Origin of the sequence: Herbaspirillum aquaticum, from assembly GCF_002213425.1 — a bacterium.
Classification (GTDB): domain Bacteria; phylum Pseudomonadota; class Gammaproteobacteria; order Burkholderiales; family Burkholderiaceae_D; genus Herbaspirillum; species Herbaspirillum aquaticum.
Genome location: NZ_NJGV01000006.1, coordinates 109,579 through 124,402, shown reverse-complemented (window position 1 = coordinate 124,402; position 14,824 = coordinate 109,579). Strand labels below are relative to the sequence as shown.

The 14,824-nt window shown below is 64.4% G+C and carries 14 protein-coding genes; 8 read left to right on the top strand and 6 right to left on the bottom strand.

Annotated elements, in window-relative coordinates; genetic code table 11:
• Positions 1-3: 3 nt before the first annotated feature.
• The 4 genes from CEJ45_RS08075 (at position 4) to CEJ45_RS08055 (ending at position 3,891) form a co-directional block, all read left to right on the top strand.
• Positions 4-699 carry an SDR family oxidoreductase gene (locus tag CEJ45_RS08075; RefSeq protein ID WP_088754648.1) on the top strand — a complete coding sequence of 232 codons (696 nt, stop codon included), beginning with the start codon at positions 4-6 and terminating at the stop codon, positions 697-699.
• Between the two features lie 7 nt (positions 700-706).
• On the top strand, positions 707-1,114 hold the full coding sequence (locus tag CEJ45_RS08070; protein ID WP_088754647.1) for a VOC family protein: 408 nt from the start codon (positions 707-709) through the stop codon (positions 1,112-1,114).
• Positions 1,115-1,602: 488 nt separating this feature from the next.
• Positions 1,603-3,027: a GGDEF domain-containing protein gene (locus CEJ45_RS08060; protein WP_088754645.1), complete on the top strand. Its 1,425-nt coding sequence runs from the start codon at positions 1,603-1,605 to the stop codon at positions 3,025-3,027.
• A 54-nt stretch (positions 3,028-3,081) separates the two neighbouring features.
• Positions 3,082-3,891, top strand: a complete 810-nt coding sequence (locus CEJ45_RS08055; RefSeq protein ID WP_370516361.1) for a TIGR02285 family protein — start codon at positions 3,082-3,084, stop codon at positions 3,889-3,891.
• Positions 3,892-3,899: 8 nt separating this feature from the next.
• Here CEJ45_RS08055 and CEJ45_RS08050 read toward each other — a convergent pair whose 3' ends face one another.
• The 6 genes from CEJ45_RS08050 to CEJ45_RS08025 form a co-directional block, all read right to left on the bottom strand.
• On the bottom strand, positions 3,900-5,090 hold the full coding sequence (locus tag CEJ45_RS08050; protein ID WP_088754643.1) for an AGE family epimerase/isomerase: 1,191 nt from the start codon (positions 5,088-5,090) through the stop codon (positions 3,900-3,902).
• A 26-nt stretch (positions 5,091-5,116) separates the two neighbouring features.
• A complete protein-coding gene (locus tag CEJ45_RS08045) occupies positions 5,117-6,133 on the bottom strand; it encodes an ABC transporter permease subunit (protein ID WP_088754642.1) in 1,017 nt (338 codons plus the stop codon).
• 2 nt (positions 6,134-6,135) lie between these two features.
• On the bottom strand, positions 6,136-7,728 hold the full coding sequence (locus CEJ45_RS08040; RefSeq protein WP_241517302.1) for a sugar ABC transporter ATP-binding protein: 1,593 nt from the start codon (positions 7,726-7,728) through the stop codon (positions 6,136-6,138).
• Positions 7,729-7,846: 118 nt separating this feature from the next.
• Complete coding sequence (locus CEJ45_RS08035) at positions 7,847-8,797, bottom strand: ABC transporter substrate-binding protein (protein ID WP_088754641.1); 951 nt, start codon at positions 8,795-8,797, stop codon at positions 7,847-7,849.
• Positions 8,798-8,888: 91 nt separating this feature from the next.
• Positions 8,889-9,518, bottom strand: coding sequence for a nucleoside/nucleotide kinase family protein (locus tag CEJ45_RS08030; RefSeq protein ID WP_088754640.1), 630 nt, complete (start codon positions 9,516-9,518; stop codon positions 8,889-8,891).
• Positions 9,519-9,917: 399 nt separating this feature from the next.
• Positions 9,918-10,526 carry a cysteine hydrolase family protein gene (locus CEJ45_RS08025; RefSeq protein WP_088754639.1) on the bottom strand — a complete coding sequence of 203 codons (609 nt, stop codon included), beginning with the start codon at positions 10,524-10,526 and terminating at the stop codon, positions 9,918-9,920.
• 183 nt (positions 10,527-10,709) lie between these two features.
• On the opposite strand from CEJ45_RS08025, the gene CEJ45_RS08020 reads away from it, so the two are divergent.
• The 4 genes from CEJ45_RS08020 (at position 10,710) to ybeY (ending at position 14,710) form a co-directional block, all read left to right on the top strand.
• Positions 10,710-11,573 carry a LysR family transcriptional regulator gene (locus CEJ45_RS08020; protein ID WP_088754638.1) on the top strand — a complete coding sequence of 288 codons (864 nt, stop codon included), beginning with the start codon at positions 10,710-10,712 and terminating at the stop codon, positions 11,571-11,573.
• Positions 11,574-11,766: 193 nt separating this feature from the next.
• Entirely contained in the window at positions 11,767-13,107 is a 1,341-nt protein-coding gene (gene miaB, locus CEJ45_RS08015) for a tRNA (N6-isopentenyl adenosine(37)-C2)-methylthiotransferase MiaB (protein WP_088754637.1), read from the top strand.
• Between the two features lie 30 nt (positions 13,108-13,137).
• The gene (locus CEJ45_RS08010) at positions 13,138-14,268 is read left to right on the top strand and encodes a PhoH family protein (protein ID WP_088754636.1); all 1,131 of its coding nucleotides are present in this window, start codon (positions 13,138-13,140) and stop codon (positions 14,266-14,268) included.
• On the top strand, positions 14,255-14,710 hold the full coding sequence (gene ybeY / locus CEJ45_RS08005; RefSeq protein ID WP_008325707.1) for an rRNA maturation RNase YbeY: 456 nt from the start codon (positions 14,255-14,257) through the stop codon (positions 14,708-14,710). Before CEJ45_RS08010 ends, ybeY begins: the two co-directional genes overlap by 14 nt.
• The last annotated feature ends 114 nt before the right edge of the window (positions 14,711-14,824 follow it).

Sequence of the window (14,824 nt, the reverse complement as noted above, 5' to 3'; positions counted from 1 at the left end):
ATCATGCAAGACCAGAAAATCATCGTCATCGGCGGCCTCAGCGGTATCGGCCGCGCCGTCGCTGAACAGGCCGCCGCCAAGGGCGCGCAAGTCGTCGCGGCCGGGCGCCGCAAGGCCCCCGCAGACTTCCCGGCCCACATCGCTACCGCACAGGTCGACATCAGCGACGATGCCTCCGTGGCCCGGTTCTTCGAGGGCATCGGTGCCTTCGACCATCTGGTCGTCACGGCCGGGCCGGTGATCGGTTCAGCAAAGCTGGCGGACCTGCCGATCGCCGATGCCATCGCGGCCTTCAACATCAAGTTCTTCGGTCAGCTGCGCGCGGCCCAGCAGGCCTTGCGCCATCTGCGTCCAAATGGCTCCATCACCTTCACCTCCGGCCTGCTGGCACGCAAGGCGGCGCCGGGTTCGCTGGTGAAGGCCACCATGAATGCCGCCACCGAAATCATGGCCAAGACCCTGGCCAAGGAACTGGCACCGCTGCGCGTGAACGTGGTCAGTCCCGGTATGGTGGAGTCAGGCATGTGGGGCGACATGAGCGAGGCCGACCGCAAGGCCATGGCCGAGCGCGCCGGCGCCAAATTGCCAGTGGGCCGCGTGGGCCAAAGCGAGGATCTGGCGCAGGCCTATCTGCTGCTGATGCAGAATGGTTTCATGACCGGCAGCATCGTGGATGTGGACGGCGGAGGTTTGCTCTAAACGCACCATGCAACTCGATCACATCACCATCGTCGCAAACGATTGCCGCCGCCTGCGGGATTTCTTCGTGGAAGTGGCCGGCATGCAGGACGGCCCCCGGCCGCCCTTCGCGGTAGCTGGCCATTGGCTCTACCTCGGTCACAAGGCTGTGCTGCATCTGATCGAACGTCCGTCACCGTCGGGCGCACCGGTCGTGCAGTCGCGCGAATCTGCGGCACGCATCGATCACCTGGCGTTGCGGGTGGACAGTGCCGCGCAATGGGAGCAGTTGCTGCTGCGCCTGGCCGAGCGCGCCATCGCGTTCCAGGTGGCACCGCCCAATGCCGGGGAGGAAAGGCAATTGTTCGTCATGCCCGCGCCGGGTGTCAGGGTGGAATTCGTGATTGCCCGGCAGCATCTCGCAGGCTACGGCTGAGCGCGGCCTTCCTCATCCTGTCGCTTTACTTTGACTGACGTCGAGCCCCTTGATGCCTGCCGGCAACGACAAATCTACCAATCCTCATCAACTCTCCTCGCACGAGAAACAAAGTGTGCATGGAACGCACACTTAATTACGTTCAAGCAGCATTGGCCAACAATTCGGTAAAACCTAACTGTTAGAATTTACCCCGCACGTGACCAGCAATTAAGTGGCCAGCCCATGGCCCACATCACATCCGCGGGAGGAAATTCAATGCGGCCGTTTCACGCCATGCCAATGCAGCGCATCCGCGACTACGCGGGGCTGTCCGTCGTGGCCTTCGCTGTTGCCGCACTGCCCGCAAAGGGCCGGCTGACGCCACGCAGCGTCTCGCCATCGGCTGCCCGCACCCTGCGCGCTGGCACGATGTCTGCATGCCTCATCGGCACTGCTTTGCGCCATCGCGCGCACTCCTGAGCAAGGCATCCCCGGCACGCAAGAACATGAATTTGCTCTCCAAGCATTCCCTGGCAGTCCACCTGCTGCGCATCATCTTCGGAAGTTACTTTCTCGTTACGTTGATCGTGACCTGCCTGCAACTCGCGGCTGAATATGAGCACACGCAATCCGGGGTGGACAATGAATTGCGCGCCATGGACCAGACCTTCGGCGCCAGCCTGGCCAGCTCCACCTGGCGCTTCCAGGGCGACGTGCAAAAGGCCACCCTGCGCGGTATCAGCAACCTGCCGGTGGTCACGGGCGTCAAGATCGAGGACCCGCAAGGCAAGCTGGTCATGGCGCTGGGCAATATCATCGATCACGATGGCCGGCAGATCCACGTCGAGCCGGAGGGCGCGCGCAGCGCGGTCAAGCCGGGCTTCTTCAATGCCACCACCAGCCACCGCTTCCCGATTCTCTATCGTGATGAACACGGCGTGACGCACGACATCGGTTCCTGGACGGTGTATTCCAGCCGCCACGTGGTCATTGGCAAGGTGGCGTATGGCTTCACGCTCATCCTCATCAACTCGGTCATCAAGACGCTGGTGCTGTGGTTCATCTTCCTGTACGTCTTCAATCGCTGGCTGGGGCAACCGATGACGCGCCTGGCCGGCTTTGTGCGCGGGCAGGACCTGAACCAGCCCGACCAGCCCAACATGCCGCAACGCATCCACCTGGCCGGCCGCACCCGCCATGAACTGCACTTCCTGGCCGATGCCATCAATGCGATGCTGTCCAACCTGCGCAAGCAGTCGCGCCAGAACCGCGCGCTCTACGAGCAGCTGGAACAGGAAAAGGAATCCCTGCGCGCCCTCAACAAATCGCTGGAGCTGCGCATCGCCGAACGCACGCGCGACCTGGCACAGGCCAATGAACGCCTGCGCTCGCTGAGCCTCACCGATGGCCTCACCGGCATCGCCAACCGCCGCAGCTTCGATGAAACGCTGGACCTCGAATGGCGGCGCAGCCTGCGGCATGCCAAGCCGCTGACGGTGGCCTTCATCGACGTCGACTGGTTCAAACCCTACAACGATCATTACGGCCACGTGGCCGGGGATGCGGTCCTGCGCCAGGTAGCACAGACACTGCAGGACACCATCGGCCGCGCCGGTGAAACGGTGGCGCGCTATGGCGGCGAAGAATTCGCGGTGATCCTTGCCGAGACCGACAGCCTCCACGGCCAGCAGATCCTGCAACGCATGTGCGATGCCATCCATGCGCTGAACCTGCCGCATGCAGGATCAGCCCTGGGCCGTATTACCATCAGCGCTGGTGTGGCCTCGTGCGTTCCCGCCCATCCCGAAGCCCGGCTGGAATCCTTGCTGCAAGCGGCAGACCGGGCGCTCTATCAAGCCAAGACCGAGGGCCGCAATCGGGTGTTGCTGGCAGCGGCGTTGCCGTCGTCGCCATCCGCTGCCCACACCTGAAAAAGAAAGTCGTGCATGCTCCATCGTCATTTGCTCAAACCCCTCGCCCATCTGATGTGCTGCGCGAGCATGGCGGCCATGGTGCCCATCGCGATGGCCGCCGACCAGATCACCTGGGGCAAATACAATGTGCCGCCCTACATGATTCGCAGCGGCGAATTCGCGCATCAGGGCATCTTCGATCTCACCCTCAACGTGCTGAAAAAGGAAATGCCGGACTACGAGCACGTCGAGTTGGAGGCCCCCTTCCCGCGCATCAACAGCGAGATCCGCAAGGGTAGCCACTGGTGCTTCAATGGCATGCTCAAGACGCCGGAGCGTGAGCATTACGGCTACCTGTCGCTGCCGATGTCGATCTTCCTGCCCTTGCGCATCATCGTGCGGCGCGATCGCGTGGCCGAATTCAAGCACCGGACCTCGCTGATGGCCCTGCTGCAAGACCCGCGGCTGACCACATCGGTCATGCGTGACCGCTCCTACAGCCCGACGGTGGACAAACTGCTGACGGCCTATCCGCCACGTGAAAATTATTCCGAACAAATGGAGGCCATCGGCATGCTGCTGGCCGGTCGTCTCGACTACATGGTGGAACTGCCGCTGCTGGCCTTCGACCAGGCGCGCGCCATGGGCCATGCCGGCGAACTGGTGGCACTGCCGATGCAGGAGGCCAATGAAGTCGTCTTCAACCGCGTGATGTGCCCGCACAATGAATGGGGCCGCCAGGTGGTGGAACAGGTCAACAAGGTCCTGCTGGCCGAGCGCGCCAAGCCTTCGTATCGCGCCATCGTGGAGAAATGGCACGACCCGGAGTCGGTGGCGGAGATCCGCAAGATCTACGACAAGGTATTCCTCAAGATCCCCTGATCGCCTCCTCAACCGCTCAGGCCACCCGCCTCCAGCACATCCCAGCACGCACCCATGGTGTGATAGTCGACCTTGCCGGCGGGGGACTTGGTGTCTTCCAGCTTGCTGCCATCGGCCGCCAGGATGCGGAACCAGGCACCATGATGGTGATCGACCAGGTGCGCCCAGCTCCACGCCCAGATGGCGTGATACTGCTGGCGGAAACGTGCTTCACCTGTCACGCGCCACAGCCGCCACGCGCTGGCGAAGGACTCGGCCTGGACCCAGAAATATTTATCCGTGTCATAGGGACGCAGGTCCGGATCGAAGCCGTAGATCAAGCCACCGTGGAGCGCATCCCAGCCGTGCTGCCACGCTGCATCCTGCAATTGCGCGGCACGCGTCACATAGGCCGGACGCGGCTGCTGTGGATGGGCGATCAGCAGCAGCTTGGCCCACTCGGTCTGGTGCCCGGTCTGGAAACCCCAGGGCTTGAAGATGTTGTCGCGGTTGCCGCGGTTGTAGTCATGATCCAGGGACCAGTCCTGGCGATAATGCTCCCACACCAGATCCTGCGATTGCCGCGCAAGGCCGAAGACGAAACGTTCGATCAGCAGTTGCGCCCGCTCCAGGTAGACCGCGCGCCCCGTCGCAGCGTGCGCCGCCAGGCAGGCTTCGCACATGTGCATGTTGGCGTTCTGGCCGCGATAGGCGATCAGCTCGCCGGCCGGCGTGATCTCGTCCGCATACGCTTGATGCGCTGACTCGAAGAAGGCGCTCTCCATGCGCTCATAGGCCTGCGCCACCTGCTGCGCATCGCACAGCCCGACACGGTGCGCATGCGCATAGGCCAGCAGCACGAAGGCCTGGCCATAGGCCATCACGGTGCCATCCTCGATCTGGCCATCACGCAAGGTCCACGCATACAGGCCTGCCAGCGGCCCCTCGGGATGGCGGAAGCGCTCCAGGTGCGCCAGTGCATGGCGCGCCTGCTCCAGGTAGCGCGGCTGCGCCGTATGCAGGTAGGCCATCGATTGCGTGAAGACCAGGCGCGTGGCGCTGACCAGATGCCGATGGCTGCGCTCATAGACGCTGCCGTCGTCCTTGAGGTAATGGAAGAATCCGCCCTCTGGATCGATGGCATGGCGGTCGTAAAAGGCCAGCGTATCGGCCACATGCGCTTGCAGGAAGGCGCGGCTTTCAAGATCGGGAAGGGACATGCGGGCTCCGGATGGGGAAGAGAGTGTCATTGCGCGGCATCCTTCTGACGCCATTTGTCGAGGATCACGGCCAGCACGATCACCGCGCCCTTGGCCACGTATTGCCAGAACGAGGACAGGCCGAGGATGGTGAGTCCGTTGTTCATCACCCCGATGATGAGCGCCCCCACCACCGTCCCCCAGATCGTGCCCACACCACCCATGAGGCTGGTGCCGCCCAGTACCACGGCAGCGATCGCATCGAGTTCATAGCCGCTGCCCCAGTTGCCGTTGGCCCCGTACAAGCGGCTGGCCGACATGGCCCCGGCCAGGCCGGCGAACAGGCCGCTGATCGAATACACGAACAGCAGCACCAGCCCCACGCGGATGCCGGTCAGCCGTGCGGCCTGCAGATTGCCGCCGATGGCGTAGATGTGCATGCCCAGCACCGTCTTGCGCAGGATCACCCAGGACAGCAGCACCACTGCCACCGCCACCCAGATCAGCCAGGGCACATGCAGGAAGTCGCCATTGCCGATCCATTCAAAACTGGGAATCTCATTGTTGAGCACCGTGGTCCCATCGGCCAGCAGATAGGCCGCGCCGCGAAATGCTGTCATCGTGCCCAGCGTCACCACGAAGGCATTGATGTTGAGGAAGGCGACCATGGCGCCGTTGACCATGCCCATCAACAGCCCCGAGAGAACGAACATCGGGATCGCCCATCCCGGCGCGGCGCTGAGCGAGATCTGCATGCCCAGCACGGCAGAGACGGCCAGCACCGAACCGACCGACAGGTCGATGCCGGCCGTGAGGATGACGAAGGTCATGCCCGCCGCCAGCACCAGGTTGATGGCGACCTGGCGCAGGATGTTCATGGTGTTTTCGGCGGTGGCGAAATTGGAGCTGCCGTCGCCGCTGAGATAGATTGTCAGCGCATAGAACAGCAGGTACAGCACCACCAGGACCGGCAACATGCCCAGCCGGTGCAGCAGCCATTGCGACGCCGTGGAAGAGGAACGTGCCGGGGCATCGTGCTTGGAAAGCGAAGTGGAATCAGCCATGACTAGAAGGAATGGGAAGAAGGAGAAGAATGGACCGCCGCAGTGCCGACGGCAGGCGGCGCTGCGCCCCCCGCATGCGTGCCATGCATGCCGGCGGTATCGGTGGCCAGGTGCATGATGGCTTCCTGGGTGATGGCCGCACCGGCGAGTTCACCCGTGATGGCACCCTCGCGCATGACCAGCACGCGGTCGCAGATGCCGATGACCTCCGGCAGCTCGCTGGAGATGACCACGACGGCCACGCCCTGCTCGGCCAGCTTGTGGACAAGTTGATAGATCTCGCTCTTGGCATAGATATCCACACCCCGCGTGGGCTCGTCCAGGATCAGGACCTTGGGTGCGATCTCCAGCCAGCGTGCCAGCAGAACCTTCTGCTGGTTGCCGCCGGAGAGCTTGCCGACTGCCACCTGCGGATGGGCGACCTTGACGTTGAGACGCTGGATGGCACCGCGCGCCACATCATCCAGGGCAGCGCTGCGCACCAGTCCCATGCGGCTGTGGCGGCCGGCCACGTTCATGGTGGCGTTGGCGCCCACGGCCATCTGCAGGAACAGCCCCTGGCCCTTGCGGTCTTCCGGCACGTAGGCGATACCGGCGCGCATGGCCGCGCGCGGCTCATCGATCTGCACAGCCTGGCCTTCCAGCAGCACATGACCGCCGCTGCGCGGGTCCGCCCCGAAGAGCAGGCGCGCCAGTTCGGTACGCCCGGCGCCGACCAGCCCGGCAAAACCGAGCACCTCGCCCGCACGCACCGCGAAGCTGGAAGGCTTGACCTTGCCGCCGGCCAGGTCCTGCACTTGCAGTACCACCGGCAAGGCTGCCGCGCGTTCAGGCGCCATGCGGGTGTGCTGGTAGAACTCGCCCAGTGAGCGCCCCACCATCATCTGCACGATGCGTTCGGAATCGATTTCCTCACGGGCCAGTTCGCCCACGAAGCTGCCATCGCGCAGTACCGTCACGCGATCGGCCAAGGCGTACACCTCGGCCATGCGATGGCTGATGTAAATGATCGCCAGGCCCTCGTCGCGCAGGCGTTTCACGACACCGAAGAGATGCTCGGTCTCGCGCTCGGAGAGTGCAGCCGTCGGTTCATCCATGATGACGATGCGGCTGCGATGCACCAGCGCGCGGGCAATCTCGACCTGCTGCTGTTCGGCAATCGAGAGCCGGCCTGCACGGTCCGATGCGCGGAAGGCGGCGCCCAGCTGCCTGAGCACGGCATCGGTGCGACGGCGCATGGCGGCGTGGTCGATCAGCCCCCAACGCGTGCGCAGTTCGCTGCCCATGAAGACATTGGCGGCCACGCTGATGTTGGGCGCGACCGCCAGTTCCTGGTAGATCAGGTTGATGCCGGCGGCGCGGCTGGCACCGGGGTCGCGCAGCGAGACCGGATGGCCGTCCAGCAGGATCTGTCCGCCATCGGGGGCGTGTACGCCCGAGAGCACTTTCATGAGCGTGCTCTTGCCGGCGCCGTTCTCGCCCATGAGCGCGTGGATCTCGCCGGGACGGATGGTCAGGTGCATGTCCGACAGCGCGCGCGTGGCCCCGAAGGACTTGCTGATGCCGGTCATCTGCAGAATGGGAGTGGAAGTCATGGCAATCGAAGAATGCAGCCGCAGGGCGGCAAGCGCATCCCGCAGCAGGAAGCTCTCCTGGCTGCGGGCGCTGCGGAGGCGGCGCTCACCAAAGTGATATGCCGCCGGACGCGGGGCCTCAGTTGGCCGGGACCCAGCCCTTGTAGTCAGCCACGTTGTCGCGTGTGATCAGCTTGACCGGCAGCAGCTTGACGGGCTTCTCGGGCGTACGGCCATTCATGACCTGATAGCCGATGGCCACGCTCTCGGCGGCCATGCCATACGGGTCCTGCGCGGGCGAGGCAGCGAAGAGCGACTTGCCGTCCTTGAGCGCGCGTTCGGCATCGGGTGCGCCGTCCACACCGGTGATGACCTTGATGTCGCTGCGCTTGGCCTGGCGGATCGCCAGCTCGGCGCCGATGGCAGTGGGGTCGTTGATGGCGAAGACGCCATCGATCTTGCCTTGCGCGGCCAGCAGGTTGGACATGGTGGTCATGCCGCCATCGCGGCTGCCGCCGGCGTTCTGGTTGTCGGAGAGAATCTTGATGCCGGGCGACTTCTTGAACTCGGCCTTGCAGCCGGTGACGCGGTCCATCACCGCCGACACCGGCGGCCCGTTGACGATGACCACGTTGCCCTTGCCCTGCAGCTTGTCGGCGATGAACTTGCAGGACTCGGCGCCGGCCATGGTGTTGTCCGACATGACGGTCACATCCGCACCTTCGGCGGCCACATCCACGGCCACCACCACGATGCCGGCCTTTTTGGCCTTCTTCACGGCGGGGCCCACGCCCTTGGAATCGGCCGCATTGAGCACGATCATGTCGACCTTGTTGGCGATGAAGTTCTCGATCTGGCCGACCTGGGTGTTGAGGTCATACTTGGAGGAGACCACGGTGACCTTGGCGTCCGGATTGATCTTGCGGGCGCCGCTTTCAGCCCCCTTGGCGATGGCCACGAAGAAGGGATTGGCGAGGTCGCCCAGGGTGACGCCGACTGATTTCAGGGGCTTGTCGGCGGCCTGTGCCGGGGCGGCGGCGGCGCCCAGTGCGAGGGTGGCGCAGGCGATGGCGAGGGTTTTCTTGATCATGCTTGTCTCCGTTCTTGTTGGAAGTTCCAGGGGGATGGCTGGGGCCTGTCGCGGCCCCTTGCTGCTTGCTGCTCACGACACGCCGGAACCCTCAGTCCCGGCGAAAAATCCGGTCGGCCCGGCTGCGCGTGGTCTCGATGAGCGCCGCATTGATTTCATCGCTGTTCATCACCCACGCTTCGGCCTCGGCCGGGCTGCGGCCAAACTGCACGTGGCGTGCGATCAGCCGCTGCAGCCGCAGCGCAGGATCGACATCGACATACCAGACCTCATCAAGCAAGGGCCGCACGCGCGCCCAGTGGCCGCGATCGAGCAGCAGGTAATTGCCTTCGGTGATGATGAGCTGCGTCTCGTGGGCAATGGCGATGCTGCCGGCAATGGCCTCCTCGATCTCGCGCAGGAATTGAGGCGCGTAGACGATTTCACCGGCCTGCTGTTCGCGCAGCCGTGACAGCAGGTGGACATAACCGGCACTGTCGAAGGTATCTTCCGCGCCCTTGCGCGCGGCGCGGCCCAGGCGCGCCAGCTCGGCATTGGCGAGGTGGTAGCCATCCATGGGCAGGATGACGGAATGCGCCAGTCCTTGCGAGCGGACATGCTCAAGCAGCGCCTGCGCCAGGGTGGACTTGCCGCTGCCGGGCGGGCCGGCAATGCCGAGTATGGTGCGCCGGCCGCTGGCCAGCAGGGCCGCAAGCCGGTCGGTGAAGACTGCCGGAATCATGGTCGACTCATTCCTTTTTCTAAGGACCGCCCGCAGGGCCATCCGTATGCGGCGTACGCGCGCTTTATTGAAATGCAGCACAACAGCAAGGGATGCTGTTGCGCTCGCTTTGCCCATCGACCGCGCTGCAGGCGGCTGGCGTGGCAGGCGAAGGAGGATGTGGGCAAATTGCGGAAAGCCGCCAAACTAAGCGATTTTGTCTCCTGAATTTCAGCGCTCCTGAATATTCATGCGTAATTTCTAATTATTGCTAGTTCCACGTCGTTAACGTGATGAAATTTTCTTTGAATATTGTCGATACCGATCTGCTTATGGGTAAGTCAGCATGATGAAAAAAGGACGCTACGGGTGAGGTAGCGTCCTTGCCTGGTTTGCAACAACCGGGGGCGTCTCAGCGCATCAGTTTTGCGCCAGCGCTGCTGCATCGGCCACCACCGTGGCGTAGCGATCGGCCAATTCGGTCAGCGCCACGCGCTGGATCTCGGCGGCGCTCACCGGTGCGCCACCCAGCGGGTCCGGCAGGTCGCGGGTGGCGCAGGCGGCGGCCACGACCGTGGAGGCATAGCCATGGTCCAGCGCCGAGCGCACGGTCGCGCTCACGCACATGTGGGTGGCAAAACCGCTCACGATCAGGGACTTGCGGCCGGTCTTCCTGATGGCCTCGTCCAGCGCAGTGCCGGCGAAGGCATTGGGCAGGCCCTTGGGCAGCACCAGTTCGTCCCCCTGCGGCTGCACGCCGTCGATGATGGCCACGTGCGGCCCTTGCGGATCGAACATGGCGCTGCCCGGCTTGCTGTGGTGGACGATGTGGATCACCGGCGCACCGGCGGCACGAGCCTGGCGCAGGAGTTCGGCGACCTGGCCCACGGCGGCATCGATGCCGGCCAGCGGGGCGCGCCCGGTGGTGTATTCGGTCTGGTGGTCGATGATGAGCAGCACGGCTTCCTGCCAGGTGGCGGCACGGGGGCTGCCACCGGCAATCTGGATCAGGGTCTGGGGAGAGGACATGGCGGTTCCTTGTTAAAAAATGTTCGAGGGAAGTCGATAAAACGCTGCAACTGATCTTCAATGCACAGTGACGGACCATCTTAGTCCGATAAAATTCGCACTGCCATTCACCGAAATCGCCAGCCACCTGTGAAAAAATTAACAGCCCGGAACAAGGCCCCACACCTGCCTTCCCATCAAGCCATGCATGCCGCCCTGGATGCCGACTGGGAAAGCCTGCGCAGCTTCGCCGCCTTCGTCGAAGCCGGCAGCCTCTCCGGCGCGGCGCGCGCGCTGGGCGTGACCCACGCCACCATCGGCCGCCGCCTGCAATTGCTGGAAGAGGCCCTGCAGGCCCCGCTCTACCTGCGCCGCGCCGAGGATGTGGAACTGACCCGCCTGGGCGAGAGCGTGCTGGCGGCTGCCCGCGCCATGCAGGAACAGACCCGGCAACTGGCACGCACCCTCGCGGGCGGGGACCTGCGGCTGGAAGGCAAGCTGCGTCTGGCCTGCACCGATGCCATCGGCACCCTGTTCCTGGCCCCGCGCCTGCCCGCGCTGCTGGCGCAATGGCCGGCGCTGGATGTGGAATTCGCCATGGGCCACCAGACCCTGAGCCTGGCGCGGCGCGAAGCCGACCTGGCCCTGCGCTTCGGCAAGCCCCAGGATGGCGAACTGATCGCCAGGCCGCTGGGCGCGGTACGTTTTTACCTGTGCGGCACTGCCGATAACGTCGCCCTGTGGCAGCAGGCGCCCAAGACGGCGCCCTTCGTGGCCTATGACGACGGCGTGCCGGACATTCCCGAGACACGCTGGATCGCCGACCATGCCGCCGGCAACCCGGTGCGTTTTCGCAGCACCAGCCTGGTGGCGCAGTGCATGGCCGCGCGCGCCGGGGTCGGGCTGGCCTTGCTGCCAAGCTATCTGCTGGCGCCGGAACTGCAGACTGTGGAGCCTGCGCCACAGCTGCAGCGCGAGCTGTGGGCGGTATTCCATCGCGACCTCAAGACCCTGCCCCGGCTGCGCGCCGTGCTGGCATGGCTGCAGGACTGCTGCGCGCAACTCTGAGAATTGCCTCATGGACAGGCCCGCCCGGCGCTGGCGGCGGCTGCACGGGGCCTGCGGTGCTATAATCGCGAACCTCCGGGGATGGGCTCCACCACCGCTGCAGCAGTAGATTCCAGCGGCCCGCCGCCCTCCTCCTCGCCGGCGCGCGCATGTTCCATGCGTCCTTCCTGCGCTCTTCGCCTGATAAAGATTTATGCAGAAAAAAGTATTCATCAAAACCTTCGGCTGCCAGATGAACGAGTACGACTCGGACAAGATGGCCGACGTGCTCCATGTCGCCGAAGGCCTCGTCAAGACCGACCGTCCGGAAGAGGCCGACGTGATCCTGCTGAACACCTGCTCGATTCGCGAGAAGGCGCAGGAGAAAGTCTTTTCCGACCTCGGCCGCCTGCGCGCGCTCAAGAAGGAAAAACCCGACCTGCTCATCGGCGTGGGCGGCTGCGTGGCCTCGCAGGAAGGCGACGCCATCATCAAGCGCGCGCCCTTCGTGGACATGGTGTTCGGTCCGCAAACCCTGCACCGCCTGCCGCAGATGATTTCCGAGCGGCGCTACAGCGGGCGCCCGCAGGTGGACATCAGCTTCCCGGAGATCGAGAAGTTCGACCACCTGCCGCCGGCGCGCGTGGAGGGAGCGACCGCCTACGTCTCCATCATGGAAGGCTGCAGCAAGTATTGCAGCTACTGCGTGGTGCCCTATACGCGCGGCGAGGAAGTCTCGCGCCGCTTCGAGGATGTGCTCACCGAAGTGGCCGGGCTGGCCGACCAGGGCGTCAAGGAGATCATGCTGCTGGGCCAGAACGTCAATGCCTATCGCGGCGTGATGGAAGATGGCGAGATCGCCGACTTCGCCCTGCTGATCGAATACATTGCCGAGCTGCCGGGCATCGAGCGCATCCGCTTCGTGACCAGCCATCCCAAGGAATTCTCGCAGCGCCTTATCGACACCTATGCCAAGGTGCCCAAGCTCTGCAATCACCTCTACCTGCCGGCCCAGCATGGCTCGGACCGCACGCTGGCGGCGATGAAGCGCGGCTACACCGCGCTGGAATACAAGTCGGTGATCCGCCGCATGCGCAAGGTGCGCCCGGACATCACGGTGCAGTCGGACTTCATCGTGGGCTTCCCCGGCGAAACCGAGGAAGATTTCGAAGCGCTCATGAAGCTGGTGGCCGATGTGGGCTTCGACAACAGTTTCTCCTTCATCTTCAGTCCGCGCCCCGGCACGCCGGCCGCCAACCTGGCCGACGACACCCCGCAGGAAGTCAAGCTGGCCCGCCTGCAGCGCCTGCAGGCTGCGCTCAACGACAACGCGGCAAAGATCAGTGCCGCGCAGGTCGGCACGGTGCAAAAGGTGCTGGTGGAAGGCGTTTCCAAGCGCCGCGAGCATGAGCTGCAAGGCCGTACCGAGAGCAACCGCGTGGTCAACTTCGACGGTGGCCCGAACGGCCAGCGCCTGATCGGCGAGATCATCGAGGTCCGCGTGACCGAAGCCTTCCCCTTCTCGCTGCGTGGCGAGATCGTGACCCGTCATTGATGATTCAATCCCCTCAACCGGAATCGTGCATTGAAAAAAATCCCCAACCAGCCTCATCACTTCACGCCCCAGCCGCTGGACAACCGGCGCCTGGCCAACCTGTGCGGTGCCCTCGATGAAAACCTGCGCCAGATTTCCGCTGCGCTGGATGTGACCATCTTCCGCCGGGGCGACCGCTTCGTGGTCACCGGCACCAACGCCGAACGCGCCGTGGAGGTGCTGGAGCGTTTCTACGAGAAGGCCGACCGTCCGGTGGCCGTGGACGATATCCAGCTGGCCCTGGTCGAGCAGCGCGCCAACGCCGCCGCCGATGAAGAAGCCGGCCTGCCGCCGCTGCCGGCGCGCCGTGGCAAGGCCGCTGCGACCGCCCCCGCTGCGGCTGCCGCCGACGACAAGGACAGCCAGGACCCGCTGCCCGAGAGCCCCATCCTGAAGACCCGCAAGCACGACCTGCGCGGACGCACGCCGCACCAGAGCCAGTACCTCAACGCCATCCTGGAACACGACATCACCTTCGGTGTGGGCCCGGCCGGTACCGGCAAGACCTACCTGGCGGTGGCCTGTGCGGTCGATGCGCTGGAGCGCGATGCCGTGCAGCGCATCGTGCTCACGCGCCCGGCCGTGGAAGCGGGCGAGCGCCTGGGCTTCCTGCCGGGCGACCTGGCGCAGAAGGTCGACCCGTACCTGCGTCCGCTCTATGACGCGCTGTATGACCTGCTGGGTTTCGACCGCACGCAGAAGCTCTTCGAGAAGCAGGCCATCGAGATCGCCCCGCTGGCCTACATGCGTGGCCGCACGCTCAATCACGCCTTCATCATTCTGGACGAGGCGCAGAACACCACGCCGGAACAGATGAAGATGTTCCTGACCCGCATCGGTTTCGGCAGCAAGGCCGTCATCACCGGCGACGTCACCCAGGTCGACCTGCATCACGGCCAGAAGAGCGGCCTGGTCGATGCGCTGTCGGTACTGCATGACGTGCGCGGCATCGCCTTCTCGCGCTTCACCAGTGCCGACGTGGTCCGCCATCCGCTGGTGGCGCGCATCGTCGATGCCTATGATGCCGCCGGCAACCCGCGCCCGGATACCGCGCGCGCCACTGCCCGCACTGCCACCAATCTCCTGACCAAATCCGCCAAGCCGCGCCATGCCAAAACATAAACTCACGCTGTCGGTGCAATATGCCGACGACCGCCTCAAGGACAGCATCACCCGCCCTCTCTTGCGCCGCTGGGTGCAGGCCGCCCTGTTTGCGCCGGCCGAACTGACGCTGCGTTTCGTCGGTTCCGAGGAAGGCCGTGACCTGAACCGCGACTATCGCGGCAAGGACTACGCCACCAACGTGCTGACCTTCGCCTACACCGAAGATGAAGACAGCGAAGTCACCGAGGCCGACATCATCTTCTGCACCGATGTGCTGGAGAAGGAAGCCGCCGAGCAGAAGAAGACCGTGGAAGAGCACACCGCCCATCTGGTCGTGCATGGCGTGCTGCACGCGCAAGGCTACGACCACGAGGACGACGAGGAAGCCAACGAGATGGAAGCGCTGGAAACCGAGATCCTCGCCACCCTCGGCTACGACAATCCCTACAAGTCACGCTGAACCGGGACACTGTCTTGCCGCTTCGGCAAGACAGCCTGGTGTTGCAAACAAGACGGTCTGCTGCGGCAGGCCGTTTTTGTTTTCGGCTCCGGTTTCACTTCTGTTGCTTTGCCT